The 26535-nt window shown below is 68.0% G+C and carries 24 protein-coding genes; 10 read left to right on the top strand and 14 right to left on the bottom strand.

Annotation, left to right across the window (positions count from 1 at the left end; translation table 11 throughout):
- Positions 1-94: 94 nt before the first annotated feature.
- Positions 95-1522, bottom strand: coding sequence for an NAD(P)H-quinone dehydrogenase (locus AL755_RS06325; protein ID WP_054010281.1), 1428 nt, complete (start codon positions 1520-1522; stop codon positions 95-97).
- Positions 1523-1629: 107 nt separating this feature from the next.
- On the opposite strand from AL755_RS06325, the gene AL755_RS06320 reads away from it, so the two are divergent.
- Both AL755_RS06320 and AL755_RS06315 read left to right on the top strand, forming a co-directional pair.
- Positions 1630-2451, top strand: coding sequence for a purine-nucleoside phosphorylase (locus AL755_RS06320; RefSeq protein WP_054012901.1), 822 nt, complete (start codon positions 1630-1632; stop codon positions 2449-2451).
- Positions 2452-2698: 247 nt separating this feature from the next.
- Positions 2699-4477: a phospho-sugar mutase gene (locus tag AL755_RS06315; protein WP_054010280.1), complete on the top strand. Its 1779-nt coding sequence runs from the start codon at positions 2699-2701 to the stop codon at positions 4475-4477.
- Between the two features lie 36 nt (positions 4478-4513).
- Here the strand turns inward: AL755_RS06315 and nirD are convergent, their stop codons facing one another.
- Entirely contained in the window at positions 4514-4927 is a 414-nt protein-coding gene (gene nirD / locus AL755_RS06310; RefSeq protein WP_082368963.1) for a nitrite reductase small subunit NirD, read from the bottom strand.
- 255 nt (positions 4928-5182) lie between these two features.
- On the opposite strand from nirD, the gene nirB reads away from it, so the two are divergent.
- From nirB to AL755_RS06285, 5 genes are all read left to right on the top strand, one after another.
- A complete protein-coding gene (nirB, locus tag AL755_RS06305; RefSeq protein ID WP_054012900.1) occupies positions 5183-7921 on the top strand; it encodes a nitrite reductase large subunit NirB in 2739 nt (912 codons plus the stop codon).
- Between the two features lie 11 nt (positions 7922-7932).
- Positions 7933-8709, top strand: a complete 777-nt coding sequence (gene cobA, locus AL755_RS06300) for a uroporphyrinogen-III C-methyltransferase (RefSeq protein WP_054010279.1) — start codon at positions 7933-7935, stop codon at positions 8707-8709.
- 8 nt (positions 8710-8717) lie between these two features.
- Positions 8718-9857 (top strand): uroporphyrinogen-III synthase, encoded by a 1140-nt coding sequence (locus tag AL755_RS06295; protein WP_054010278.1) that lies wholly within the window; start codon positions 8718-8720, stop codon positions 9855-9857.
- A gap of 57 nt (positions 9858-9914) precedes the next feature.
- Complete coding sequence (gene deoC, locus AL755_RS06290) at positions 9915-10622, top strand: deoxyribose-phosphate aldolase (RefSeq protein WP_054010277.1); 708 nt, start codon at positions 9915-9917, stop codon at positions 10620-10622.
- Positions 10623-10705: 83 nt separating this feature from the next.
- Positions 10706-10930, top strand: a complete 225-nt coding sequence (locus tag AL755_RS06285; RefSeq protein ID WP_054010276.1) for a hypothetical protein — start codon at positions 10706-10708, stop codon at positions 10928-10930.
- A gap of 95 nt (positions 10931-11025) precedes the next feature.
- On the opposite strand, the gene mfd is transcribed toward AL755_RS06285, so the two are convergent.
- On the bottom strand, positions 11026-14685 hold the full coding sequence (mfd, locus tag AL755_RS06280) for a transcription-repair coupling factor (RefSeq protein ID WP_054010275.1): 3660 nt from the start codon (positions 14683-14685) through the stop codon (positions 11026-11028).
- Positions 14686-14890: 205 nt separating this feature from the next.
- Between mfd and AL755_RS06275 the strand changes: the two genes are divergently transcribed.
- Positions 14891-15394, top strand: coding sequence for a DUF2505 domain-containing protein (locus AL755_RS06275; RefSeq protein ID WP_054010274.1), 504 nt, complete (start codon positions 14891-14893; stop codon positions 15392-15394).
- A 263-nt stretch (positions 15395-15657) separates the two neighbouring features.
- On the opposite strand, the gene AL755_RS22350 is transcribed toward AL755_RS06275, so the two are convergent.
- From AL755_RS22350 to AL755_RS06240, 7 genes are all read right to left on the bottom strand, one after another.
- Entirely contained in the window at positions 15658-16944 is a 1287-nt protein-coding gene (locus AL755_RS22350; protein WP_150117061.1) for a S24/S26 family peptidase, read from the bottom strand.
- A 10-nt stretch (positions 16945-16954) separates the two neighbouring features.
- Entirely contained in the window at positions 16955-17542 is a 588-nt protein-coding gene (locus AL755_RS06265; protein ID WP_054010273.1) for a SipW-dependent-type signal peptide-containing protein, read from the bottom strand.
- On the bottom strand, positions 17539-18273 hold the full coding sequence (locus tag AL755_RS06260) for a hypothetical protein (protein WP_054010272.1): 735 nt from the start codon (positions 18271-18273) through the stop codon (positions 17539-17541). The genes AL755_RS06265 and AL755_RS06260 overlap by 4 nt, the downstream gene beginning before the upstream one ends.
- Complete coding sequence (locus tag AL755_RS06255) at positions 18270-18887, bottom strand: signal peptidase I (RefSeq protein ID WP_237762610.1); 618 nt, start codon at positions 18885-18887, stop codon at positions 18270-18272. The genes AL755_RS06260 and AL755_RS06255 overlap by 4 nt, the downstream gene beginning before the upstream one ends.
- Positions 18884-19468, bottom strand: a complete 585-nt coding sequence (locus tag AL755_RS06250; RefSeq protein WP_054010271.1) for a SipW-dependent-type signal peptide-containing protein — start codon at positions 19466-19468, stop codon at positions 18884-18886. The genes AL755_RS06255 and AL755_RS06250 overlap by 4 nt, the downstream gene beginning before the upstream one ends.
- A 28-nt stretch (positions 19469-19496) precedes the next feature.
- Entirely contained in the window at positions 19497-20057 is a 561-nt protein-coding gene (locus tag AL755_RS06245; protein ID WP_054010270.1) for an alternate-type signal peptide domain-containing protein, read from the bottom strand.
- A gap of 128 nt (positions 20058-20185) precedes the next feature.
- Positions 20186-21082, bottom strand: coding sequence for a response regulator transcription factor (locus AL755_RS06240; RefSeq protein ID WP_054010269.1), 897 nt, complete (start codon positions 21080-21082; stop codon positions 20186-20188).
- 208 nt (positions 21083-21290) lie between these two features.
- On the opposite strand from AL755_RS06240, the gene AL755_RS06235 reads away from it, so the two are divergent.
- A complete protein-coding gene (locus AL755_RS06235) occupies positions 21291-22955 on the top strand; it encodes a sensor histidine kinase (protein ID WP_237762609.1) in 1665 nt (554 codons plus the stop codon).
- 32 nt (positions 22956-22987) lie between these two features.
- Here the strand turns inward: AL755_RS06235 and AL755_RS06230 are convergent, their stop codons facing one another.
- The 4 genes from AL755_RS06230 to AL755_RS06215 form a co-directional block, all read right to left on the bottom strand.
- Positions 22988-23917 (bottom strand): hypothetical protein, encoded by a 930-nt coding sequence (locus AL755_RS06230; RefSeq protein ID WP_054010267.1) that lies wholly within the window; start codon positions 23915-23917, stop codon positions 22988-22990.
- Entirely contained in the window at positions 23914-24531 is a 618-nt protein-coding gene (locus tag AL755_RS06225; RefSeq protein WP_054010266.1) for a signal peptidase I, read from the bottom strand. Before AL755_RS06225 ends, AL755_RS06230 begins: the two co-directional genes overlap by 4 nt.
- Positions 24532-24544: 13 nt before the next feature.
- On the bottom strand, positions 24545-24811 hold the full coding sequence (locus tag AL755_RS06220; protein WP_054010265.1) for a hypothetical protein: 267 nt from the start codon (positions 24809-24811) through the stop codon (positions 24545-24547).
- A 403-nt stretch (positions 24812-25214) separates the two neighbouring features.
- Positions 25215-25763 carry an alternate-type signal peptide domain-containing protein gene (locus tag AL755_RS06215; protein WP_054010264.1) on the bottom strand — a complete coding sequence of 183 codons (549 nt, stop codon included), beginning with the start codon at positions 25761-25763 and terminating at the stop codon, positions 25215-25217.
- 278 nt (positions 25764-26041) lie between these two features.
- Between AL755_RS06215 and AL755_RS06210 the strand changes: the two genes are divergently transcribed.
- Complete coding sequence (locus AL755_RS06210) at positions 26042-26419, top strand: Hpt domain-containing protein (protein ID WP_054010263.1); 378 nt, start codon at positions 26042-26044, stop codon at positions 26417-26419.
- Positions 26420-26535: the final 116 nt, after the last annotated feature.

Below are 26535 nucleotides of genomic sequence, written 5' to 3'. Positions count from 1 at the left end.
ACTATGTTGCAGTTGTTGGACGCGGAAAGCGCTTTCGGGCGTTTTTTGATCGAACAACTGCAACACAGTCGGTCAGTCCGGGAGGAGCTGGGGACTACATGTGGACGTGCAGGCGGCGGGCGGCCTCGGCGATGGATCCGGACAGGGACGGGTACACGGTGAAGGTGTTGGCGACGTCGTCCACATGGAGTTTCTGGGTGACGGCCAGGGCGATCGGGAAGATCAGCTCGCAGGCGCCGGCGCCCACCACGACGCCGCCAATGACGGTTCCGGAGCCCTTGCGCGCAATGATCTTCACGAAGCCTTCGTTGACGTTGCGCATCTTGGCCCGGGGGTTGGTGGCCAGCGACAGCTTCACCACGTCGCCCTGGTATTTGCCGGAGGCGAGGTCGGCCTCGGAGACGCCCACCGAGGCGATTTCCGGGGACGTGAAGATGTTGGAGGACACCTGTGTGAGCTTCAGGGGGCGCACGCCGTCGCCGCCCATGTGGGCCACGGCGATCCGGCCCTGCATGGCGGCCACGGAGGCGAGCGCAAAGACGCCGGTGCAGTCACCGGCGGCGTAGACGTTGGGGGCGCTGGTGCGGGAGACGCCGTCGACCTTGATGTGGCCGCTGGAGGTCAGTTCGACGCCGGCCGCCTCGAGCCCGATGTCCTTGGTGTTGGGGATGGAGCCAACGCACACCAGGCAGTGCGTGCCGGTGACGGTGCTGCCGTCGCCGAGCGTGACGATGACACCGTTTTCGGTGCGCTCCACGGCTTCGGCGCGGGACCGCGAGAGCACGCGCAGGCCGCGGCGTTCAAAGGCGTGCTCCAGCACGGCGGCGGCGTCGGAGTCTTCGCCGGGGAGCACCTGCTCGCGGCTGGAAATCAGGGTGACCCTGGAGCCCAGGCCGTTGAAGGCGGAGGCGAATTCGGCGCCCGTGACGCCTGAGCCGACCACGATCAGTTCCTCGGGCATCTCGTCGAGGTCGTAGAGCTGGGTCCAGTTCAGGATGCGTTCGCCGTCGGGCTGGGCCGTGGCGAGCTCGCGCGGGTGGGCGCCAACGGAGATCAGGACGGCGTCGGCCTTGACGATTTCCTTCGTTTCGCCGCGGTCCACCTCGATGGTGCGCCCGTCCAGCAGCCGGCCGGTGCCGATCACGATCCGCACGCCCAGTGCCTCCAGGGCGTTGCGGATATCGGTGGACTGCTCCTTGGCCAGGCGCAGCACGCGCTCGTTGATGAGCTTCAGGTCCGCGCGCATGATGGTCTTGGGGTCGCCGTCCTGGCCCGAGAAGCTCACGCCCAGCTCGGCGGAGTCGACGCTGCGGTTCATGGACTCGGCCGTCGCGATGAGGGTCTTGGAAGGCACGACGTCGGTCAGCACGGCGGAGCCGCCCAATCCGGCGCGCTCCACGATGGTCACCTCGGCGCCCATGGAGGCAGCCACCATCGCGGCTTCATAGCCGCCGGGTCCACCACCAAGGATCGCCAGGCTGGGAACGGCAAAGGGGCTGAGTGGATCTTGTTGGCTCGTCACAATTGATCATTCTCGCCTATCCGCCCGCTCACTCCAAGTTCCAGGCCGGGTTTTCCCTGCCGGACCATGCCGTGTCCAACACGCAGCAAAGCCGGTATGTTGGTTCGGTGACTACACCTGATAACAATTCATCGATCGATCCCACCGAACTAGCGCACGCCGCTGCCGCCTACATCGCCGCAGCCACCGGCGTCGAAAAGCATGACCTTGCCCTTGTCCTGGGCTCCGGCTGGGGTGAGGCGGCCGGGCTCATTGGCGAGACGACCGCCGTCGTCAACGCCGCGGACGTCCCCGGTTTCTCCGCCCCCGCCGTCGTGGGCCATGTGGGAACGCTGACCTCCATCCGCACGCCCGACGGCAAGAACGTCCTCGTCCTGGGCTCCCGCACGCACTTCTACGAGGGCAAGGGCGTCCGCGCCGTGGTCCACGGAGTACGCACCGCGGCTGCCGCGGGAGCAAAGACCATCGTGCTGACCAACGGCTGCGGCGGGCTCAACGAGGCCTGGACCCCCGGCACCCCCGTGCTGATCAGCGACCACATCAACCTGACGGCGGCCTCCCCGCTGGAAGGCGCCACGTTCGTGGACCTGACGGACCTGTACTCCTCGCGCCTGCGCGCCGTGGCCCGCGAAGTGGACCCGTCCCTGGATGAGGGCGTCTACGCCCAGTTCACGGGCCCGCACTACGAGACCCCCGCCGAGGTGCAGTACGCCAAGCGGATCGGCGCCGACCTGGTGGGCATGTCCACGGCACTGGAAGCCATTGCCGCCCGCGCCGCCGGCATGGAGGTCTTCGGGATCTCGCTGGTCACCAACCTGGCCGCCGGCATCAGCCCCGTCCCGCTCAGCCATGGCGAGGTCCTCGAGGCCGGCCAGGCTGCCGGTCCGCGGATCTCCCGTCTGCTGGCGGACATCATCGCCAAGCTGTAACGCGTTTCGCGTTCGACGGGCGTTTCCTTATGCGCACAACCCATGCTGGGTTCCGCGCATAAGGAAACGTCCGTTTTGTTATACGCAAAACCCGCGGCGGGTTTTGCGCAGGACACTGCCAGGCGCAAAACTCGGCTCCGGTTTGGCGCACAACGCTCCGCCCCGCCTACCCTGCGGACCGGTCTGCGACTACATTTATCTGGTGACACATTCCTATGACACCCCTTCCGAGTCCATCGACGCACTCGTGACCCCTGTCCCTGTGACCACCGAGCTGGAGGTTGCCGCGTCCCAGTGGGCCTCCCACGACCCCGATCCGGTCACGGCCGCACAGTTGCGGGCCCTCATCGCGGCGGCACCCACCGATTCAGAGGCAGCGGCCGAGTTGGCCGACAGTTTTGCCGGCAACCTGCAGTTTGGCACCGCCGGGCTGCGCGCCGTCATGGGGCCGGGCCCGAACCGCATGAACCGGGCCGTGGTGCGCCGCGCCGCCGCCGGCCTGGCCGCGCACGTGCTGGATCTGGCGTCCGACGCCGGTGCCTCCGCCCAGCCCGAGCGCGCCACCGGCTACCGCCCGCGCGCCGTGGTGGGATTCGATGCCCGCCACAACTCCGCCATCTTTGCCCGGGAGTCGGCCGCCATCCTTGCCGCCGCGGGCATTGAGACGTTCCTGCTCCCGTCGGCCCTCCCCACCCCCGTGCTGGCCTACGCCGTCCGGGCGCTGAACTGTGAGGCCGGCGTGATGGTCACCGCCAGCCACAACCCGCCCAAGGACAATGGCTACAAGGTGTACCTGGGCGGCCGCGCCGTCGAGGCCGCCGCCCGCGGCGTGCAGATCGTCGCCCCGCACGATTCCGGCATCGCCGCCCACATCGCACGGGTCTCCGCCACGGTCGAGGCCGGCGACACCTCCACCATCGCCCTGGCCGCCGACGGCTGGACCGTACTTGGCGATGACCTGGTGGCCGGCTACCGGGCGGCCGTAGGCGGGCTGGCCGACCCGCAGGCCTTCCCCGCACGGGACCTGCGCATCGTGCACACGTCCATGCACGGCGTCGGCAACGACACCGCGCTCCAGTTGCTTCGCGACGCCGGCTTCGACGACGTCCACGCCGTGGCCGAACAGTCCGCCCCGGACCCGGAGTTCCCCACCGTCTCCTTCCCCAACCCGGAGGAGCCCGGCGCCATGGACCTGGCGTTCGCGTTGGCACGCACGGTGGGCGCCGACGTCATTTTGGCCAACGACCCCGACGCCGACCGCGCCGCCGTGGGAGTCCTTGACCCGGCCACCGGTGACTGGCACAAGCTCCACGGCGACCAGGTGGGAGCCCTGCTGGGTGCGCATTTGGCAGCCCGCGGCGGCAGCTCCACGCATTCCGCCGACGCCCCGGTGTTTGCCAATTCGATTGTTTCCTCGCGGCTGCTCTCGCGGATTTCCGCAGCGGCCGGCTTTGCCCACAGCCAGACGCTGACGGGGTTCAAGTGGATTTCCCGCGTGCCCGGGCTGACGTTCGGCTATGAGGAGGCCCTGGGCTATTGCGTGGCGCCCGAGGTGGTCCGGGACAAGGACGGCATGTCGGCAGGGTTGCTCGTGGCCGAGATGGCCGCGAACCTCAAGGCACAGGGCCGGACCCTGCTGGACGTGCTCGATGACCTTGCACTGGAGCACGGCCTGCACGCAAGTGACCAGATCAGCATCCGGGTGGAGGACCTGAGCGACATCACCGCCATGATGGCCCGGCTTCGCGCCCAGCCGCCGGTATCGTTCGACGGCTCCGCAGTGGCCGAATCCACGGACCTGTCGGTGGGGACGCCCGAGCTGCCCGCAACGGACGGCCTGCTGTACCTCACCGAGAATGACACCCGCGTGATTGTGCGCCCCAGCGGCACGGAGCCAAAGCTCAAGTGCTACCTGGAGGTCATCGTGCCGGTGGCTGGCCGCGAGCAGCTGTCCGCCGCCCGTGACGAGGCTGCCCGTGCATTGGCCGCCGTGTCCGCAGACATCAAGGCCGCCCTGGGAAAGTAGACCTGGGAAAGTAGCCGGGCTAGAGGGGCCGGGCCGCTAGAGGGCCACCTCCACCATGCCTTCGACCAGGCGCACCGGGTAGGTGCCCAGGCGCAGGTCCGGGCGCCCGAAGCACTCACCCGTCGCCAGGCTGTAGACCTCCTTGTGGAGCGGTGACGCGATGGTGTGGGTGCGCCCCCGCGTGCCCACCAGGCCCCGGGCCATGACGTGTGCGCGAGTGGCCGGGTCGGCCTGGGCGACGGCGAAAACGGCGTCCGCACCCACCCGGAACAGGGCCACCTGGCGCCCGTTGATGAGCGCCGCCTCACCCCAGGAGTCGTCCAACTCGGCGAGCCGGCAGACTCGGAACCACTGCGCCGCAGGGTGGCCGGCGGCGGTTCCACGCTCGCGGCGTCCGCTGCCCGGCGTCTCCGCGACTGTGCCAGTGGCTGAGCCAGTGAGCTTGTCCATGAGGGTTCCTTCCGTTGCCTGAGTTCCCCGCAGCCGTGGCACAACTGCGTGGCACCCACGCTAGGGGCGGCGTGTTTCCCCGGCCCGCCCCGAATGTGTCGGGCCGGTAAATCCCGTATCACCGGTGGTTCCGGGCAGCCGCGAGGCAGATGTTAAACGCCCGTTACACGAGCGAAACGGCGGGGCAATCCCGGATTCATAGCATGGAAGCACACGTTGGCGCCCGGATGGGCCAACCAAGCGGAAGGCCACGGCATGAACCAGGCACCCAGCAAGGACGGAATTTTCCAGGACGATACCACGGCGGTGCGCCGGATCGTGGTGGCCGGCGGCGGGCCCGCGGCGCACCGCTTCGTCGAGGCCATGCACGCCCGCGGGCTCGCCGGCTGGCAGCTGACGGTGCTCACCGAGGAGGCCCACGCCCCCTACGATCGCGTGGCGCTGAGCCGGGCCCTGGCGGACGCAGGCACTGACCTCACGCTGGGCGATCCGGCGCTGTGGGAGCACCCCTCCATCTCCCTGGTCCGCGGCACCGCCGTCACGGGCATCGACCCGGCCAACCGCACCGTCCTGGCCACGGCGGACGGCGGCCCCATCCGCTTCCCATATGACGAGCTGGTGCTGGCCACCGGATCAGACGCCGCCAGGCTGCCCATCCCGGGCGCCGAACACACCCATGTCTACCGCACCCTGGACGACGTGTGGGCCCTGAACGCTCAAGTGGCAAGACTGGGCGAAAAACTGGGCCGCCCCGTGAACGCCGCCGTCATTGGCGGCGGCTTGCTTGGGCTCGAGGCCGCGGCCGGCCTGATCACGCTCGGCGCGGCAGCCGTGGTCATCAACGGCGGCAACTGGCTCATGAACGCCCAACTCGACGAGGGCGCCGGCCAGGCCCTGGGCCGGCTGGTCGCCGCCAAGGGCATGGCCGCCGCAACCGGCGTGTACCCGGCCGGTATCCGCACGGATGACGCCGGCCAGGTCACCGGGGTGATCATGGCCGACGGCGCCGTACTGGACGCCGACCTGGTGGTGGCCGCCATCGGGATCCGCCCGCGCGACGAACTGGCCCGCGGGGACGACGGCGCCGCCCTGCACGGCTTCGAACTGGGCCCCCGCGGCGGCGTGGCCATCACGGACGGCTGCGCCACCACGGTCCCACACGTCTGGGCCATCGGCGAAGTTGCCAACTTCGACGGCATGTGCCTGGGCCTGGTGGCCCCCGCCAACACGATGGCGGAGATTGTGGCGGACCGGTTGCACGGCGGCACGGCCACGTTCCCGGGCTTTGACACGGCCACCAAGCTCAAGCTCTCCGGCGTCGACGTGGCCAGCTTCGGCGACGCCTTTGCCCGCACGGAAGACAGCCTTGAGGTGGTGTACGCCGACCCCGCCCGCGGCGTCTACCAAAAGATCGTGACGAGCCCGGACGCGAAAACCCTGCTGGGCGGCATCTTCGTCGGCGACGCCACCCCGTACACGAGCCTGCGCCCGCTCCTGGGCCGGGAGCTGCCGGGCGAGCCGGGCGCGTTCCTGACGGCCGCCGGCGGAGGGGACGCGCCCGCCGTCGAACTTCCCGACGACGCCATCCTGTGCTCATGCAACAACGTCACCGCCGGCAGCATCCGCGACGCCGTCAACGGCTGCGGCAGCTGCGACGGCGCCGCACCGGTCCAGGACCTGCCCGGGTTGAAGGCGTGCACCCGCGCCGGCACCCAATGCGGCTCCTGCGTGCCCCTGCTGAAGAAGGTCATGGAGGGTGAGCTGGCCAAGTCCGGGATCGCCGTCTCCAAGGCCCTGTGCGAGCACTTCGCGATGTCCCGCCCGGAGCTCTTCGAGGCGGTGCGCGCCCTGGAACTGGGCAGCTTCCCCGAGATCCTGGCCCGCTTCGGCGTCGATGAAACGGCCAGGGAGGGCCGCGGCTGCGACATTTGCAAGCCCACGGTGGCCAACATCCTGGCCAGCCAGAACAGTGCCTACGTGCTGGACGACGGCCGCGGCACGTTGCAGGACACCAACGACCGCGCCCTGGCCAATATGCAAAAGGACGGCAGCTACTCCGTGGTCCCGCGCATCCCCGGCGGAGAGATCACCCCGGACAAACTGGCCGTGATCGCCGCGGTCGCCCAGGAATTCGGCCTGTACACGAAGATCACCGGCGGCCAGCGGATCGATCTGTTCGGCGCCCGGTTGGAGCAGCTGCCACAGATCTGGAAGATCCTCATCGACGCCGGCATGGAGTCCGGCCAGGCCTACGGGAAGTCGCTGCGCACCGTGAAATCCTGCGTCGGCTCCACCTGGTGCCGCTTTGGCGTCCAGGATTCGGTGGCCATGGCGATCCAGCTGGAGCTGAGGTACCGGGGCCTGCGCAGCCCGCACAAGATCAAGCTCGGCGTCTCCGGTTGCGCCCGCGAATGTGCCGAGGCGCGCGGCAAGGACGTGGGCGTCATCGCCACCGCGGACGGCTGGAACCTCTACGTTGGCGGCAACGGCGGGGCTACTCCGGCGCACGCGCAGCTGCTGGCCCAGGACCTCGACGACGCCACACTGATCAGCTACATCGACCGCTACCTGATGTACTACATCCGCACGGCCGACCGGCTGCAGCGCACGGCCCGCTGGCAGGAGGAGCTCGACCCTTCGACAGGCTCAGGAGGGGCCGGCGGGCTGGAGCACCTGCGCGACGTGGTGGTCCGTGATTCCCTGGGCATCGCGGCGGATCTGGAGGCCGCCATGGCGGCCCATGTGGACAACTATGAGGACGAATGGGCCGCCACCTTGGCCGATCCGGAACGTCTGCGCCGCTTCCGCTCCTTCGTCAACGCCCCGGAGGTGGCCGACGACTCGATCACCTTCGTCCCCGAACGCGGCCAGATCCGGCCCGCCACGGACGCCGAGAAGACCGGCCTCGGCCAATCCTCCGAAGGCCAGGCGCCCGGACCGGTCCTGATCGCCACCCACATTCCCGTCCGCGGCGCGGACGCCGGCAACAATTGAAGGCGGGCACCATGGCACGCGAACGACGCACGGGACACATCACCCTGGTGGGCGGCGGCCCCGGCCCCGCCGACCTGCTCACGGTCCGGGCTGCCCGGGCACTGGCCGCGGCCGACGTGGTCTATTTCGACCGGCTCGGGCCCACCGAGGACCTCGCGCAGCTGGCTCCGCGGGCCACGTTCGTGGATGTGGGCAAGACGCCGGGGCATCACAAGGTGGCCCAGGAGGACATCACGGCCCGGATGATCGACGGCGCCCGGGCCGGGCTGCACGTGGTGCGGCTGAAGGGCGGGGACCCGTTCGTGTTTGGCCGGGGCGGTGAGGAGATGGCCGCCGCCGTGGCCGCGGGCATCGCCGTCACGGTGGTCCCCGGAATCTCCAGCGCCATCGCCGTCCCGGGCGCGGCCGGCATCCCCGTGACGCACCGCAACGTCAGCCACCTGTTCACGGTGGTTTCCGGCCACGCCCCGCTGACTACCAGTGAATTCACGCACCTGGCCGGACTGGGCGGGACCATCGTGGTGCTCATGGGCATCGGCACCCTGCCGTCCCTCGTGGCCGGCCTGCGCCTTGCCGGGCTGACGAATGTTACGCCGGTGGCCGTTGTTGAACGTGGATTCAGCCACTCACAGCGCACCACCACGGCCACCCTCGGTAGCATTGTCAACGCATCCGCGTCGTGCCGCAACCCCGCGGTCATCGTCATCGGGGACGTGGTGTCCGTGGCCGGAGCGAACGGCTTGGCGGCCGCCGACTTCCTGACGGATGCACGGTTGCAGTCAGCTTGAAGGAGCCCATGAACGATCCCACCGGGACCACCCCCGCCCAGCCGTTGCACGGATTCCGGATCGGCGTCACGGCCCACCGCCGCGCCGGGGACCTGATCGAGGCGCTGGAACGCCGCGGCGCCCAGGTGCTCCATGCCCCGGCACTGAAGATCGCCCCCGTCGCGGATGACACCGTGCTGCGCGACGAGACGGCCGCCGTCATTGCGGCCGCCCCTGACATCGTCATGGTGACCACCGCTTATGGGATGCGGCGCTGGTGCGAGGCCGCCGACGCAGCGGGCCAGGGCGAGGAGTTGCTGTCGGTGCTGGCGGGAGCGGAGATCTTCGTGCGCGGGCCCAAGGCGCGCGGCGCCGTCCGGGCCGCCGGGCTGGACGACGTCGGCATTAGCTCCGACGAGACCACCGCGACGCTCACCGGCCTGGTCATCGCCGCCGGGGTGGCCGGCAAAACCGTGGCCGTGCAGGTCCACGGCTACACCGACGTCGCGTCCCTGCAACGCCTGCGCGACGCCGGAGCCACGGTGTTGACGGTGACCCCGTACCGTTGGGTCAACGCCGAGGACGGGGACAAGCTGCCGCAGCTCATCGATGCCGTTGCCCGCCGGGAACTGGACGTCCTGACGTTCACCAGCGCCCCCGCCGTCGACGCCGTGCTGAGCGCGGCCGCCCAACTGGGGCGCGGCGAGGAATTCCTGGCCGCCCTGCGCGGCGACGGGCCGGGCACGGTGCTTTGCGCCGCCGTCGGGCCCGTCACGGCCGCCCCGCTGATCCACGCCGGGATCACGCCGCTGGTGCCGGAGCGGTTCCGCATGGGAGCCCTGATCCGCCTGGTCTGCGAGCACCTGGAGCAGACCGGCGTGCTCCGGGCCGAGAGCGCGGGAGGCCTGTTGGAGGTGCGCGGGCAGTCGTTGCGGATCGACGGCGTCGACATTCCGCTGGCTCCGGCACCGTTGCAGCTGCTGCGGGCCCTGATGGGTGCCGGCGGCGCCGTCCGCTCGCACGCGGAACTGGCAGCGGACATGGGCCTGGCCGAGTCCGACCATGCCCTCCACATGACCATCAGCCGGCTCCGGGCGGCCCTGCCCGAACCCTCCATCGTGGAAACCGTGGTCAAGCGCGGCTACCGCCTCCGCGCAGCGAGCAGCTGACGGCGGGCATGTGACACCATTGGGGGAACGATTCACCCCACTAGGAAGGCCACACCAATGACGACGAACGCCTCAACCACATCCCCGGATGCGACTTCCGAGCTCGCCGCCTACATCGACCACACGCTCCTGAAGCCCGAAGCGTCCGAGGCCGACATCCTGCGCGTCTGCCAGGAAGCCGCCCAGTACCACTTCAAGTCCGTCTGCGTGAACCCCGTCTGGGTCAAGACCGTCAACCGCGCGCTGCAGGGCACCGGCGTGCTGACCTGCGCCGTGGTCGGTTTCCCGCTGGGCGCCAGCAACACCGACGTCAAGGTCTTCGAGGCCCGCGGCGCCACGATGGACGGCGCCGACGAAGTCGACATGGTCATCAACATCGCCGCGGCCCGCGCCCTGGACAAGGAGTCCCTCATCGCGGACATTTCGGCCGTGGCCGAGGTGGTCCACGCCGAGGACTCGATCCTGAAGGTCATCATCGAGACGTCCCTGCTCAGCGACGCCGAGAAGGTCCTGGCCTGCCAGGCAGCCGTCGAGGCCGGCGCCGACTTCGTCAAGACCTCCACAGGCTTCAACGGCGGCGGCGCCACGGCTGCCGACGTCGCCCTGATGCGCCAGACCGTGGGCCCTGACCTGGGTGTCAAGGCCTCCGGCGGCGTGCGTTCCCTGGAGACCGCCAAGGAGATGATCGCCGCCGGCGCCACCCGCATCGGCACGAGCTCCGGCATCGCCATTGTCTCCGGAACCACGGGCACCTCGAGCTACTAATCCGTACTAAGATCGTGGGTAGATAAGAGCGCCGATTCCCGGTGCACCCACCCAAATCCCCGCTTGTGGGGTAAGGAGGACCCGTGTCCAACGGCAGCTACCAGCGTGAGAACAGCCTTACGCAGACCATCATCTTGTTCGTGATCTTCTTCGCCTTGTTCCTGGGCGGCATCTTCTCGATGTCGTTCTGGGACATTGGCAGCGCCAACGCGGCATTCATGCCCGGCATCATCGGCATCGGACTGTGCTTCCTTTCCCTGGTCATCCCGTTGACCTGGATCGGCCGCTCCAACTCCGCCGGCGAGTAAATCCTTAAGGCAAAAGGCCCGTCCCGGCGTCGAACTTCCAGGTTCGACGCCGGGACGGGCCTTTTGTGTTTGTGCCGCCTTGCGTGCCGGCCGGCTCAGGCGGGGGTGGCCACGGCGGCCGGGGCGACGTCGAAGATGGCCTCCAACACGCCCTCGGCCCAGCTGAGCACCTCGGCGTCGGCCAGGTCGCGGCCGCCGATCCGGGCCGTCTTGGGCTTGGGGATCAGGATTGCGTCCAGGGCGGGCTTCACCATGGCGCCGGGGTACATGCGGTTCAGCCTCATGACCTTCGATTCCGGCAGGTCCGCCGGGGCGAACTTGATGAAGTTGCCCTGCAGCGCCACGTCCGAGAGCCCGGCGGTACGGGCATGGACCTTGAAGCGGGCCACGGCGATCAGGTTCACGGCGGCGGCCGGCAGCTCGCCGTACCGGTCCACCAGCTCGGCCACGACGTCGTCGATCTCGGCGATCGTGACGGCGGCGGCGAGCTTGCGGTAGGCCTCCAGGCGCAGCCGCTCCCCCGGCACGTAGTCATGCGGCAGGTGGGCGTTGACGGGCAGCTCGATCTTCATCTCGGCGGCGCGCTCCTCGCCACCGCCACGGAACTCGGCCACGGCCTCGCCCACCAGGCGGATGTACAGGTCGAAGCCCACTCCCTGGATGTGGCCGGACTGCTCGCCGCCCAGCAGGTTGCCGGCGCCGCGAATTTCCAGGTCCTTCATGGCCAGCGCCATGCCGGCACCGAGCTCGTTGTGCGCGGCCACGGCCTTCAGGCGTTCAAGTGCCACCTCGCCGAGCGGCTTGTCGGCCGGGTACAGGAAGTACGCATAGGCGCGTTCACGGCCGCGGCCCACACGCCCGCGCAGCTGGTGCAGCTGGGAGAGGCCGTAGTTGTTGGCCTGTTCCACGATGAGCGTGTTGGCGTTGGAGATGTCCAGGCCGGTTTCGATGATGGTGGTGCACACCAACACGTCGAAACGCTTTTCCCAGAAGTCCACGATGATCTGTTCCAGCCGGGACTCGCTCATCTGCCCGTGGGCCACGGCCACGCGGGCGTCCGGGACCAGCTGCTGGATGTGCGCGGCCGTGCGCTCAATGGACTTGACCCGGTTGTGGACGTAGAACACCTGGCCCTCGCGCATGAGTTCGCGCCGGATGGCGGCGCCCACCTGCTTGTCCGTGTAGCCGCCCACATAGGTCAGCACGGGGTGGCGTTCCTCCGGCGGGGTGGCCAGGGTTGAGGTTTCGCGGATGCCCGTCATGGACATCTCCAGGGTGCGCGGGATGGGCGTGGCGCTCATGGCCAGTACGTCCACGTTGGTGCGCATCTTCTTCAGCGCCTCCTTGTGTTCCACACCGAAGCGCTGCTCCTCATCGACAATAACCAGGCCCAGGTCTTTGAAGCCGAAGTCCTTGGAGAGGAGCCGGTGCGTGCCGATCACCACGTCCACGGAGCCGGTGCGCACGCCCTCCATGATCTCCTTGGATTCCTTGGCGGTCTGGAAGCGCGACAGCGGCGCCACCCGGACCGGGAAGCCGGAGAAGCGTTCGTTGAACGTCTCGTAGTGCTGTTGGGCGAGCAGCGTGGTGGGCACCAGCACGGCCACCTGCTTGCCGTCCTGGACGGCCTTGAACGCGGCGCGCACGGCGATCTCGGTCTTGCCGTAGCCCACGTCGCCGGAGATCAGCCGGTCCATGGGGACCTCCTTCTCCATGTCCGCCTTGACCTCGTTGATCGCCACGAGCTGGTCGGGCGTCTCCACATAGGGGAATGCCTCCTCGAGCTCGGCCTGCCAGGGCGTGTCGGGTCCAAACGCGTGCCCCTTGGAGGCCATGCGCGCGGAGTACAGCCGGATCAGTTCCCCGGCGATTTCCTTGACAGCCTTGCGGGCCTTGCTCTTGGTGGCGGCCCAGTCGGAGCCGCCCATCTTGGAGAGCACGGGCGCGTCGCCGCCCACATACGCCGTCACCTGGTCCAGCTGGTCCGTGGGCACGAACAGCTTGTCGCCGGGCGCGCCGCGCTTGGACGGCGCATATTCGAGCACCAGGTATTCGCGCAGCCCGACGGCCCCGCCAACACCGGCGCCGGCCACCTTGCGCTGGATCAGCTCCACGAACTTGCCCACGCCGTGCTGTTCGTGGACCACGAAATCGCCGGCGCGCAGTTGCAGCGGGTCCACCACGTTACGCCGTTTGGAGGGCAGCTTGCGCATGTCCTTGGTGGAGACCGCCGACGCCCGGCCCAGCAGGTCCGCCTCGGTCAGCAGCCCCAGCTTGAGGGAGTCGAGCACGAAGCCGCGACCGACGTCGGCCGTGGTCACCTCGATGATGCCCGGCTGCGGCTCCGCATCCAGGGAGTCCACGCGCGACGCCGGGATGTTGGCTTCGTGGAACAGCTCGGCCAGGCGCTGGGCCGGGCCGGGACCCTCGGTGGCGACCACCACGCGCCACTGGTCCTTCACGCGGGAGCCGATGAATTCCATCATCTCGGCCACGTCGCCGCGGTAGCCGCGCGGTTCGCGGGCGTGCAGGTTCACCACGTCCGTCTCGGGGAGCAGTTCCTCGTCCTGGGTCAGCGAGGTGATGGACCACCAGGCCACCTCGTCTCCCAGGGCGGCCTCCCGGGTCTCGGCCAGCGACTTGAAGCTTGCGGCGGCCAGGTCCACGCCGTGCCCGGCCAGGTCAAGGGGTGCGTCGCCGCCGTCGGACGCCGTGGACCAGGCGGCCTCGAGGAACTCCTCGTTGGTGGACTCCAGGTCGTGCGCGCGGGCCCGGACCTTTTCCGGTTCCAGCACCACGGCCACGGAGCCCGCGGGGAACAGCGAGGTCAGGGCCACCATGCCGTCCACGAGCGCCGGAGCCAGGGATTCCATTCCCTCCACGGCAATGCCGCCGGCGATCTTTTCCAGCATGGCGGCTGCTGCCGGCATGCTGTTCTTCAGCTTGGCGGCGCGGCCCATGACGGTGGGCGTGATCAGGATTTCCCGGCATGGCGGCGCGTACAGCTCGGTGGGGTGGGCGATCCCGCCGGTGGTCGAGCTTGTCGAGACCTTGGAGGACAGCGAGCGCTGGTCGGCCACGGAGAACCAGCGCATCGCATCCACCTCGTCGCCAAAGAACTCGATGCGGATGGGGTGGTTTTCGGTGGGCGGGAAGACGTCCAGGATGCCGCCGCGGACGGCGAATTCGCCGCGATGCGTCACCATGTCCACGCGGGCGTAGGCGGCGTCGGCCAGCTGCTTGACGAGCTCGGTGAAGCCGATCTCCTCCCCCACCTTTACATGCACGGGCGCCAGCTCGCCGAGCCCGGCGACGATCGGCTGCACCACGGCGCGGATGGGTGCCACCACCACGCGCAGCTGCCCACCGGCGTCGAGCTCCGGGTGTGCCAGTCTGCGGAGCACGGCCAGGCGGCGGCCCACGGTGTCCGATCGCGGCGACAGCCGTTCATGCGGCAGGGTCTCCCAGCTGGGGAATTCGGCCACGGCGTCGGCCGGCAGGAAGGAGCGCAGCGCGGCCACGGTGTCCTCGGCCTCGCGCCCCGTGGCGGTGACGGCCAGGACCACCCCGGCGCCGCCGTCGGCCGCCACGGCCAGGCCGTCGGCCATCTCGGCCAGGAGCACCGGGCGCATGCCGGCCGGGGCGCTGAAGGCGAGGTCGGTGCTGCGTTCGGCGGTTGAGGTGGCCGCATAGCTGCGCACGCGGGCAAACAGCGGATCGGCGGCAAGGGCTGTGCGCAGACCTTCAAGACTCATGGGTGGCTAATCTCCTTGGCGCGGGGGCCGCTGGGGCACATTCTTTTTTCGCGCCGCTGAACAGCACGAAAGCCCGGAATTCGTGTGAACGCCGGGGACCGTTCCAGCTTACTCCCGGGCGGGCCGCCGCGCTCGGCGCAGCCGTGCCTTGGTATCCTGATACCTGCCCTAGCGGGCCACCATTTGAGCTATATACGGAGGAACCATGGCACTTGCTGCCTCGACCACCCTGTCCGCCACCGCCCAGCGTGTCACGGACGTGTTCACCGATGAGGAATTCATCAAGTACGTCAGCTTCACCGTGGGCGGGGAGCTGAAGTCGTTTGAGATCAGCGGCCCCACCACCGGCGCGTTCACCACCAAGACCGTGCGCACCCTGCCCACCGACCGGATGCCCGACATTGCCCGCAAGGTGGTTGGCGCCACGCTGACCGTCACCCAGGTGGAGACGTGGGAGGCCCCGGCGGCCGACGGTTCCCGCAACAGCACCATCAAGCTGACCGTGGGCGGCGCGCCGCTCGATGTCACCGCGGTGCAGAAGCTCAGCGCTTCCGGCGAGAACACTGTTGTCGACCTCACGGGCGAAGTGAAGTCCTCGATCCCGTTCCTGGGCGCCAAGATCGCCTCCGCGGCAGAGCCCGTCGTGGGCCGCGCCCTGAACCTGCAGGCCACCCTGGCGCAGGAGTGGCTCACCTCCCACCCGGCGTAGGCCCCGGCCCATCCCGCGAAAACGGGGCCAACTCGCGAGAACGGTGCCAAGCCGCGAAAACGGTGGCAAGAACCACCGTTCTCGCGGCTTGGCACGGTTTTCGGAGTATTGCCAATTCGGCGGTGCAGCTCCTGCGACGTTCCGCTTCCGGAACCCGCATCTGCTGCACCGCCGAAACCGACGATGCGGTGCCGAGTCCGACGATTCGCTCCGTCAGACTCGACACCGCATCATCGACCTCTACATCTCGGTGGCTCGATAGGTCAGCAAGTCAACATCTTCCCGCCGAACAATGCACCCTTGTTGGCCGCCACAAGAGTGTCATATGTTGCAGGCGCCGACTCCCAGCCGTTCGGGTAGATGGCTACGACACTCACCGTAACCGGGTAGCTGTACGGAATTAGGATCGACAGAATGTCGACGAGGAGACTGAGCACGGCGCCCAGCAGTCCATTGGCATTTTGCATGGACAATCGCTCTGTTAGTACATCGCTGGCCAGCGTTTCGCTGTTACTCTTGCCACCCACCAGCACGGAAAGCCGGTATCCGATCGGCGGCACCGGGCTGTTGACCGGTGCTTTCCAGTTGAAATCGACCGATTCCTTGTCGGCGGTTTGGCTGCAAGACAAGGTTGTCGGCGCCGGCATCGTCGCGGCCGTCACGGACGCCTTGGCCGCGGCGCTGCCCGTGAACGACGCCTGGGTCGGTTCCGCCCGCGCGGCAAACCCGGCCGGTACGACTATCGCGAGCGCGGCCAGCACCGCCACAGTACCCTGCAGCGTCCGACGCCGGGCAAGCCGCCGGATAATCCCGAACCCGCCGGCGGGAGTTTCCGCGGGGACGCTCAAGGAACTGTAGCGCCCCCAATCGGCGCGGCGCTGGACCGGGCCGGAGCCGGGCACCGAACCCGCAAGCGGAGAATCCGGCCCTTGCTCACGAGGCAGGCGAGCGCCCGGGCCCGCGCTCGAACCCTTGCCGGCGCCGTTACCGCTGCCCGCGCCGCCTTCCGTGCCCGCATCCTTGCGGACGAATGCCAGATACACGAGCATTGCGCACAGCAGCCCGCCCAGGAAATACACCCACGGCTGGCCAAGCGCACTCGCCACAAAGCCTAGTACCGGCACGCTAAAGAAGAGCCTGTCCACCGTCTGCGCCATATAGGGCTGCAGATCGGCCACCGCGTTGGCGTCACCCTTGAGGATCAGTCCCCCGTCCGGGGTGCGGGACACCAGGCGGTGGGTGATGCGGGTCCCGTCGGAGGTCACCACGGACACCACCTGGCCGGGCACCGCATCAGCGGCCGGCGTGGAAATGGCCAGCCCCAGCGAGCCGGTCGGAATGCCAGGTCCCATGGATCCGGAGGCAAAAATCAGCGGCTTGATGCCAAGCACCAGGGTCAGCGCGGCAAGGACCAGGCACAGCGAACCCAGTACTGCGCCAATGTTCAGCGCCCACCGTTGCCAGCCTGGGCCGGCCGCGCCCAGCCTCCGGCCCAGCCCGACACCAGGCACAACGCCCGGCCCCCGGCCCCCGTGAAAAGTGCGGTTCACATGGCGCATGTCAGGACCCGATGGTGGCGGTAAACGTCAGGGTCAGGGCCGTCGCGGCGGATTGCAGGGTATTGGGGGCCGTGGTCGGCAGCGTGTATTGCACGCACAGGGCTTCCGACGCGCCGGCGTTCAGGCTGGGGCGAGTCACCGCCGTCGGGAATGCGGCTCCCGCCGCCTTCGTCATCAACACCGTGCCACCGGTGCACGTGGTCGCCGGCGGGGTTCCCGTCAAGGTGCCCGTGCTCACCACCACGTTCAGGCCGTTACCCAGGGCACCAGCCCCGGTTTCCGCCACACTGCCGGCGATCGAGTACGGGGCGGCGATGCTTCCGGTGTTCTTCACCACCACCGCCGCAGCCTCAACCATGCCCGGGTACCAGTTCGTGCTGGTGAGCATCGGGTAACTGGCCGAAACCGAACCTGCCGTTGCCCCGGCCCCCAGTGAGACGGTTCCCGCCGAAATGCTCGAGGTCGCGGTCGCCGATCCCGTCCAGGCGGCCAGGGTGGACACGGCGCCCAATCCCACCAGCACGCCCATGGACAGCAGCGCCTTGACCTGCATGGCCCGCCGCGGTGTGAGCCCCTTGTTCTTGATCATTGCTGTCCTTCCGTGCAAGTGTTGTCGCCGGCTTTCCCAGCCCGCGAAGTTCGACGCCGCGACGCCAGTGCCGCCGCCCCGCCCACCAGGGCGGCTACCGCCAGTGGCCACATTCCGAGTGCGGCGCCGGTGTCGCCAAGTTCGCCCGGCCGGACGGGCCATCCCGGCAGGCCCGGGCCGCCCGGCCCAACGGGTTTGCCCGGGTTTCCAGGGCTGCCGGGGCGTGCCTCCGCGACGACGACCCGCAAGGTCACGGCATCCTGCCGGGACTGGGAACCGTTGCCGGCATCCTCCGGCAGCCTGGCGCCAATCCGGACGCTGGCGCTGCCGCCGGGTTCCAGTGCCACCACCTTCGAGCTGCCGGCATTGACGTCCACCTGCACGCCGCTGGACGGCACTGGTGGGACGATCGAGACCTCCACCGCCATGGCGTTGGCGTTGCGCAGCCAAATCGTTCGTTCCAGCGATTCACCCGGCACCAGCTTCGGGGCACCGGCAAAAAGGTCGGGGACGTCGGTCCCATAGTGGACGCCGTCACCGCTGTAGAGCATCCCGGTCCCCCCGATGTTGTTGCCCGAGCCCTGATTCCCCGGCTCCCCGCCGTCCATGGCCAGAGAACCGGGGTAGGTGAAAGGTGCCGGTCCGGCCAGGGCGGGAGCCGCACCCAGACCCAGCGCCGCCACCACCATTAGGCCGGCAGCCACGGAACGAACGCCGTTGCACAAAGTCATGAGCGCGCCTTCCTGCTCGTGTCCCCGGCCGTATCCCCAGCCTTGCCACGGGTTTTGTCCCGAACAGCACTGACGGCCATGAAGGCGGAGTAGCCCAGGAGTGCCGCGACGGCCAGCCACAGCAGCACGCCGCGCTGCTGGTTGGTCAAAGCGGTGTTGATGTATCCGAGGTAAGGCACCGAGTACCAGAGGCGCCCACGGATCTGTTCCGGAAGCACCTCGGGGTCGGCCGAGTTGTTGGCATCGCCCTGGGTGATGAACGTTGCCTGGCCGCCCAGTGTGGAACCGACGGCAATGATCCTGTGCGTGACCACGTCGGGTTCGCCGGGCTTCATTTGGTAGGTGACCACGTCGCCGGTGCGCAGTGTGGCCGGGTCCACGGGGCGCACCACGGCCAGTGTGCCGGGCGGCATGCCGGGCTCCATGGAACCGGTCAGCACTGTGTAGGCGGTACCACCGGCGGCGCGCGGCAACACCACCATGATCACCGCCAGGGCCAGGACCGTGAACAACGCCAACCAGGACGCCGTCTGTCCAATCCACCACAGCGCACCGCCGCGCGCGGAGTCCGGCCGGGAGCTTGGCGAACCGTGCCGCATTGCCACGGCCGTCACTTTTGGTCTCCCCGGAAGGACAGTACAAGGTTCATGATGCCGCCGGCCGCGCTTTGCGGGGCCGTTGCCGGCAGGCCCACGCGCACGCACAACAGCTGGGCGCCTGTCTTGGCCGGCAGTACCTGGGCGGCAGAAAAGACCGCCCCGGCACTTGGCGGACCGGAGTAGAGCGCCTGTGCGGGGTCGAGTGCCTGGCCGGCGTTGCAGGCGGTCGGGTCCGTGACGGCGTGGATGGTCAGGACGGCGGCCGCGGCCAGCGCGTTATCCGCCGGTTTCGGAACGGCGGGAGCCGTGGCAGCGCCGTTGAGGGTGTAGCCGAGACTGGTGGTGCCGCCGTTGCTGATGGTCAACGGGGCCTGGACAAATCCGCCGGGCAGCAGGGCCGCAGTGTTGAGCTGGCTGAACGCATAGCTTGCCGACGCCGTGCCGCCGTTTCCGGCAAAAAGGACAAGGTTTCCCGTGGTCACGGTTCCCGGCTCAACAGCTCCCTGGGCACGCCAAAGCGCGGCCGTGCCTTGGGCGCCCACTAAGAGCACCACCAGCACGACCGCGGCAAGGGCGGCCTTGAGCCTTGCGGGCATATCGGCAAACGTCTCGTCCGCGGTCTCGCTACGGGCGGGTCTGATTCAGGGTCAGCGCCAGCGCGTCAAGGGCTATCGGCTGATTCATGGTGGCCGCCAAGGTGCTGCCGGTGGTGCCCTTGGCAAAGGCCACGGTGATGGTGACGGGTACCGAATACGTACCCGGCTCCGTGAACGTAATGACGTTCCCCGCTGCACTGATGCCCGTTCCGCTGGCGGTGGCCGCAACGGTCACCGTGACGTCGGGCTGGAGGGCGGCCGGGATGGCGGCAAGCGTGCCCACGGTCAGCGCCCCCTTGAGGTTTTTGCCATCGGCGGAAATCTTCACGGTCTGACTGAATTCGACGGTGTCGCCGGGAACAATGTGCTGCGTTGCCGGATCGAACGCGGCGTTCGCGGGGAGGACGTCGGCGCTTACGTCGGCCCACGTCCCCGGGGTGGTCGTGGTGTCCAGGGTCAGGTGGCCCGTGCTCACGGTGCCGGCGTCGATGTTGCCGGAGCCCTGCCACAGTGCAAATGTGCCGGCCCCGCCCAGGAGCAGTGCGGCAGCCGCGCCGGCAGCGAGACCGGACTTCAGAACCTTCTTCATGGGTTTCCTCACGTTAGTTGCGTGCCCCAACAGGCATCAACCACCACTCAAACCCAAAAACTCACAAGATACAGCCCTGCAGGTGGCCCATTACCTTGGCCAATCGGCCAAAGTTTGCCGCCAATTGGCTAGATTGCCAGCTGATAGCCCACGCCGCGCACCGTCTTGATCCAACGCGGGGAGCGCGGATTGTCGCCAAGCTTGCGCCGCAGATTGGCCATGTGGACCTCGATGGTCCGTTCGTCGGCGTCGTTGATGTAGCCGCCCACGTCGTAGTCCTCCCCCCGCAGCCGGCGCACCAGCTCGGCCTTGGTGCGCACCAGCTTGCCGCTTTCCATCAGGGCCAGCATCAGGTCGAATTCCGTGCGGGTCAGCTCAAGATCGGTACCGTCGACGGCGGCCGATCGGGTGGCCCCGTTGAGTCGCAGGCCCCCGTGTTCCAAGGTGCCCGGTTCCAGGGTGCCGTAGTCCAAGGCGCCGGGTGCGACTGCGGGCTGCGTCGCCGCTGCCGCTGCTTCCGGGACCAACGACGGCGTCGCTCCGGTTTCCGGGGCGGGCACGTCGCCGCCGGGACCACCGTCGAGCGGGGCGGCGAGCGGGGCGGCGGACGGGGCGGCGGACGCAGCGGCAGGCGCGGGAACGGCGCCGGAATTCTGGCGGGGACGGCGGAGCATGGCACCGACCCGGGCACGGAGTTCGCGGGGCCGGAAGGGTTTGGTCAGGTAGTCGTCCGCGCCTGTTTCCAGGCCCAGCAGGGTGTCCAGTTCGTCGGCCCGGGCCGTGAGCATGATGATGTACGCGTCGCTGAAGAGCCGGATCCGCCGGGCCACTTCAAAGCCGTCGATGTCCGGCAGGCCAAGGTCGAGGGTGACGATGTCGGGCTTGGCGCGGCGGACGGCTTCAACGCCGTCCAGGCCTGTACCGGCCGATTCGACCACGAACCCGGACTGGTTCAAGACCATGGTGATCAGTTCGCGAATGTCCTGATCGTCCTCAATGACAACAGCGCTTCGAAGACCGTCCATATTAACTCCACCACCTGGCTAAAGACCTGCCGACCCCCAGGCCGGCCTTGCGACGCCTTTTTGGGCGCATTTGAACAGTATGACAGCAATTGCTGACTCGCTACGGCGAGACTTGCTGGCGTGCCGGCGGGGCTGCTACGGCGTATTTGGGTGAGAGACTGTTTGTAACATCGCCGCTGCCCGGCTCATCCCCCACGACGGAAGACCTTTGACGAAATCCACCGCCGAGAACCTGTTGTCCCGCCACTTCTACCAACGGTCCCTGCGGGTGAAGGTCATCCTCACGCAGTTGCCGCTCAGCCTGACCGTGGCGCTGACGGTGGCCATTGCCGCCGCCTACTACCCGCTGACCCTGGCGGACCCGATCTTCGGAGCCGGTTTGTGGATGCACGCCGGCATTTTGGCGATCTGCCTGGCGGTTCCGTGGGACAGGCTGCCTCGCGCATCGTTCCTCGTTATTCCTTACCTGGATTTTGTGGCTGTGGCGTTCACCCGCCACGGCAGCACTGCGTTCATCTCCGCGGTGGGGTTGTTGGTGTTGTTCCCGGTCTTTTGGCTGTCGGCGTCCGGCATGGCCCGCAAAACGGCAATCTTCTCAAGTACCGCCGCGACCTTCCTGACGGTCTTGGTGCCCCTGCAACTGGGCGGCGCCCGTTTGACGCCCGAGCTGATCGCCAAGTACGCCATCTTTCCCTTCATGATGATGGCGTTTTCAATCACGGTGGTCATCATGACCGCCAGCATGGACAGCCAACGCCTGGCCATCCAGGCCAAGGACGCCGAGTTGCGCCGTGCCCTGGCTGTGAGCCGGCAGCGCGAACAGCTGCTGGCAACGGTGCTGGACACGGTCGCCGTCGGACTCGTGGTGGTGGACGGGGACGGACACGACCAGCTCATGAATTCCACCCAGGAGGGCATCCATGCCCTGGCCAAGCCGGCCGGGATCGCCGATCCCGAGGAGAAGGACCTCCTGCTGTTCAGCCAGGCCAAGGTGCCGTTGGAGCCCGATGCCCGCCCGGTCCGCCGCGCGATCCTGGGCGAATCGTTCACCAACTACCAGCTGTGGATTGGTACCGGGGACGATGCCAGGGCCATTTCCGCAACGGCCCGCACCATGCGCAACGACGACGGCAGCTCGGCCGGCGCCGTGGTGGCGTTCCAGGATGTTACGGAAATGGTCGCGGCGCTGGCAGCCAAGGACGACTTCGTTGCCAACGTCTCGCACGAGTTCCGCACCCCGCTGACATCGATCCTGGGTTACCTGGCCATGGCGCAGGATGAGCACGAACGGCTGCCGGCGGAAGTCGTGAAGTTCCTGGGCATCGCCGAACGCAACGCGCAGCGCCTGAACCGGCTTGTGGCGGATCTGCTGACCAGCAAGTCCATGGTGGTCACCACGGCGCTGACGGACGTGGCGGCCTTGATAGCCGACACCGTCGCCTCCGCAGCGCCGGCCGCGGCCCGGAACGGGGTTGAACTGGTCACGGAGGTGCCGGCACAGCTGCGGGCCATGGTCGACGCCGGCCGGATCGGGCAGGCGCTGGACAACCTGGTCTCCAACGCCATCAAGTACTCCCCCGGCGGCGGCACCGTGACGGTGCGTGCCTGGCATGACGGCGCGGACGTGTTGTGCGAGGTGGCGGACACCGGCATGGGCATGAACGACGCCGAACAGGCCCAGGCGTTCACGAAGTTCTTCCGCGCCGATCCCGCCGTGGAGCTGTCCATTCCCGGGTTGGGGCTGGGCCTGCTCATCACCAAGACGATCGTCGCCAAGCATGGCGGCACCATCTCCATTGAGAGCGAGCGCGGCGTCGGGACCACCTTGCGGATGGTGCTGCCCGGCTGCGTCCCGGTCCCGGTCCCGGCCTGAACCCTAAGCTCTCCGTGGCGGCTTGGCCCCGACTAGTTGTCTCCGACCGAGGAGTTCCAGAAGTAGTACCTGATGGTCTTGTACACCGGGTCGCCGGCCGTGGTGCCGTTCATGGGTTGCAGGCGCAGCAGGTAGTCGCTGTAGTACGGGGCCTTGTCGCCATCCTTGGCGGCGGGGTTGCCGAACTGGTCGGCGGCGGCCTGCGGGAACGTCAGCGTCGCGGACAGCCCGCCTTGCGTGAATTCCGTGCCGTAGGACGACGTCGTCGACTTCACCGTGATCACGTAACTGGTGGCGCCGGGTGCCGCCGTCCAGCTCAGCGGCAGCGTGGACGTGGTGGTTCCGCGCACCACCGGTTGCGCCGTGATGGCCGGCGTGCCCAGGGGTGAGCGGCCCGCGGGGTTGGCGTAGTAGCAGTTGGTGGAATCGTTCTGCGCGTACTTGAAGGTGCGGTAGACCGGGTCCCCTCCGGTGCCGCCGTTCATGGGCTGGACCCGCAGGATGTAGATGCCAAAGGACGCCTGGGTTCGTTGCAGGGTGAAGACGGCGGAGGGCGCGCTCACGGTCTGCGTGCGCTGGTAGGAGTAGCCGTTGCCTTCAAAAGTCAGCGTGGTGACGTAGGCGCTCGTGGTGGTGGCTGCGGGCCAGGTGAACTTGATGTCGGCGCTTGCGGCGTTGTCCAGCTGGGCCTGCGGGAGGACCGAGGCGCACCGGACGGATGTGCTGTCCAGGAGTGAGGGCCGCACGGCGAGGACGGGTGAGACGACGATGGTGCCGTTTCCCGCGGGCGCGATGGGCGCTGCTCCGGCGGTGATGGCGATCGTGGCGGTGGCGCTTTGCTGCCAGTTGGCGACGGCGGCGCTGCCGCTGCCCAGGATCACCACCAGCACAAACGCCACAAGGGCCGTCTTGAGGCCGGGAACCCGCCGCAGCGCGGAAACCGGGGCCGTGCCGGCCTTCATGCTCGGCTGCCCAACCGCAGAGCGTGGCGGGGTGACTTCCTTGACTTGCGGGCGGACAGCCCGCCCTGGACCAGGTTCAGCGCGCCAAAGCCGATCAGGACCACGGCGATCACCGGCACCAGCGCTGCCCGGTTGCTGTGGCCCACGGTGTTGGCCACGAATCCCACGTAGGGAACGGCGTACAGCAGCTTGCCCTTGACCTGGACCTCGCGGACGGGGTTGGGGTCAGCCACGGAGTTGTTGTCGCCCTTGGTGGTGAGCACCCGCTCCCCGGCCTGGGTCGCTCCAATGGCAATGATCCGGTGGCTGATCACGGCGGGCTTGCCGGATTCGAGCTGGTAGGTGACGATGTCCCCCAGCTTGAGCGCGGCGAACGGTTCGGGCTTGACCACCAGGAACGTGCCGGGCGCATATTTGGGCGCCATGGAATTCGTCAGCACCGTGTAGGACTGGGAGCCGGTGGCCATGGGAATCAACACCAGCACCAGTGCGGCCAGTGCGGCGGCCGCGAGCAGCACCAGTGCCGTGCCGCGCCCGGCCAGGCGCAACCAGGCTGGTACGCCTCGCCGGGACGCTGCGAGTGTTGCGGTGGCGGCGGTGCTGGTGGTGGTCACTGGCTTTCCTTTTCTACAGTTGCTTGACGACGATCGGGATGGTGATCCCGGCCGTTGTTCCGGCCAGGCCGGCCGGTGTGCCGGCGTCGAGGGTGACCTGGAAGCAGAACACGCCCGTGCCGTTCTTGGGAATGGTCAGCGTGGGCAGGTCCGTGGCCTGCGTCGATGTGAAGAGCGCAGGATTGGCGCACTGGGCCAGCGATGTGGCCGCGACGGACTTGATGGCCAGGTAGGCTGCCAGCCCGCTGCCGCCGTCGGACTTGCCAGGCACCGAGGCCACGGAAGCCGAGATGGTGAAGTCTCCCCGGCGTTGGTGACGTTGCCCAGCATGACGCCGGCGTAGGCGGGCTGTCCGGGAACGACGACGCCGGCCGGGCTGGTGCTCAGCGCAATCGACGCTGCTGTCCCGTTGGGCAACGTCATGTCGGTGACGTTGCCGGTTTGGGTGTCGGTGAGGCTGACGCGGAAATCGGCAGCCTGGATGGTTCCGGCGTTGCTGCCCACGGCCACATTCCAGAGTGCGTAGCTGCCGTGCACGGTCAGCAGTCCCAGCAACACTGCGGCGCACACCAGCGCGGTTGTCTTCAGGATCCTCGAACTTCGCACGGAATCTCCACATCGGGTTGGCGGGGTGCGGGCCGGTGACCGGCACCCCGCCGGGATCTTACGGGTTTGCGGTAAGGCTAGGAGGCGTTGGCGGAGGCCGGGGCCTGCTGCACCAGAAGGTAGCCGATGCCGCTGAAGTCGTACGTGGAGCCGGCCGCGCCCCGACCCGTCGTGGACGTCTTGAAGGTGAAGGTGGTGCTGGCGGTGACCACGCCGGAATCGGCGGGCAGCAGCACAGTGGTGGGCAGGATGTCGGTTCCCTTGGTGAGCTTTGTGGCGCCGATGACCACGTTGCTGCCAAAGCCGTTGTCCACACCCGCACCGGTAACCATCAGCTTGGCGCTCATGAGGTCGCCGGTCAGGGTCACGTTCAAGCCCTGCGTGTAGGTCAGCACGTCACCGGGAACCACCTTGTACGTGGCGACGTCGATCTTGGTGCCGGCGGCGTTGGTCCATTGGCCCTTGCCGGCGGTGGTGGTCACGGGCGTCAGGTTCAAGTCACCCGATACCACTGAGCCCATGGTCGCGTTTTGTGCCTGGTTCCAGGTGGCCAGCGTTCCGCCGCCACCCACCAGCAGGATCACGCCAATGCCCGTTACCACTGCGCCCTTGACCATCTTGTTCATCGTGAGACCCCTTGTTCATGTTCTTCCCGTACGGATGTTCCCGCCGTTGGAAACAACCATCCGGGACCTTGCTCAAGAAAGTGCACTGGAAATCTGGAAGATTGCGGGAAGAAAAACTCAAGATTTCCGCGCGGCGAACGGCAGTTGCCCAAGATCAGCAAAAGCTCAAGATTCGGGCAAGATCCGGCGTAATCGGGTGGTTAAACAACTTTTGTCTAAGGGGCGTGACTAATGTTGGTATCTACACAATGATCGGACCACGGTGAGAGGAGACGACGATGCCACGCCAGCCCCTGCCTTTGGTGAGCTTGGCAACTTTGCGTGACCTTGAGGCGTCCCTCGACGGGGAAGCCACCCTGTGCCGCGGCTTTGTCAGGTCCTATGTGAACATGTGGTCGCCCCGGTACGAACGCCTGTGCGGCGCAGTGGCGGAGCAAAACCCAGAGGCTGCCATGGATGCGGCACTGAGCCTGTGTTCGTCCAGCTACATGGTGGGCGCCCAGCGCTTGGCGGGCCTGGCCGAGGACTTCATCACCATCCTCAAGAGCGGCAAGGCATCCACCGCAGTGCGGGCACTACAGCCGCTGGGCCGTTGCGGGGAGCAGACCGTGTGCGAGCTGGTGAGCCAGTACATCTGCCCTGATCACGGCAGCTGAAAACCCGCACCCTGTACACTTGGGTATAGGTGCGCCGGGAAGTCTGGTCGGCAATGTCAAAGCCGTACCCACTTGTTCCCGGGAATTTGTTCCAGGAACCTCTGCACCGAGAGAGG

Origin of the sequence: Arthrobacter sp. ERGS1:01, from assembly GCF_001281315.1 — a bacterium.
In the GTDB taxonomy this organism is placed as follows: Bacteria; Actinomycetota; Actinomycetes; order Actinomycetales; family Micrococcaceae; genus Specibacter.
This window is presented reverse-complemented; position numbering and strand designations above follow the sequence as displayed.

Excerpts from the sequence above, each read along its gene's own strand:
- nirD (WP_082368963.1), bottom strand. The coding sequence starts at position 4,927 with ATGGACAAGCTCACTGGCTCAGCCACTGGCACAGTCGCGGAGACGCCG.
- nirB (WP_054012900.1), top strand. The coding sequence starts at position 5,183 with ATGAACCAGGCACCCAGCAAGGACGGAATTTTCCAGGACGATACCACG.
- cobA (WP_054010279.1), top strand. The coding sequence starts at position 7,933 with ATGGCACGCGAACGACGCACGGGACACATCACCCTGGTGGGCGGCGGC.
- AL755_RS06295 (WP_054010278.1), top strand. The coding sequence starts at position 8,718 with ATGAACGATCCCACCGGGACCACCCCCGCCCAGCCGTTGCACGGATTC.
- deoC (WP_054010277.1), top strand. The coding sequence starts at position 9,915 with ATGACGACGAACGCCTCAACCACATCCCCGGATGCGACTTCCGAGCTC.
- mfd (WP_054010275.1), bottom strand. The coding sequence starts at position 14,685 with ATGAGTCTTGAAGGTCTGCGCACAGCCCTTGCCGCCGATCCGCTGTTT.
- AL755_RS06275 (WP_054010274.1), top strand. The coding sequence starts at position 14,891 with ATGGCACTTGCTGCCTCGACCACCCTGTCCGCCACCGCCCAGCGTGTC.
- AL755_RS06265 (WP_054010273.1), bottom strand. The coding sequence starts at position 17,542 with ATGATCAAGAACAAGGGGCTCACACCGCGGCGGGCCATGCAGGTCAAG.
- AL755_RS06260 (WP_054010272.1), bottom strand. The coding sequence starts at position 18,273 with ATGACTTTGTGCAACGGCGTTCGTTCCGTGGCTGCCGGCCTAATGGTG.
- AL755_RS06250 (WP_054010271.1), bottom strand. The coding sequence starts at position 19,468 with ATGCCCGCAAGGCTCAAGGCCGCCCTTGCCGCGGTCGTGCTGGTGGTG.
- AL755_RS06245 (WP_054010270.1), bottom strand. The coding sequence starts at position 20,057 with ATGAAGAAGGTTCTGAAGTCCGGTCTCGCTGCCGGCGCGGCTGCCGCA.
- AL755_RS06240 (WP_054010269.1), bottom strand. The coding sequence starts at position 21,082 with ATGGACGGTCTTCGAAGCGCTGTTGTCATTGAGGACGATCAGGACATT.
- AL755_RS06230 (WP_054010267.1), bottom strand. The coding sequence starts at position 23,917 with ATGAAGGCCGGCACGGCCCCGGTTTCCGCGCTGCGGCGGGTTCCCGGC.
- AL755_RS06215 (WP_054010264.1), bottom strand. The coding sequence starts at position 25,763 with ATGAACAAGATGGTCAAGGGCGCAGTGGTAACGGGCATTGGCGTGATC.
- AL755_RS06210 (WP_054010263.1), top strand. The coding sequence starts at position 26,042 with ATGCCACGCCAGCCCCTGCCTTTGGTGAGCTTGGCAACTTTGCGTGAC.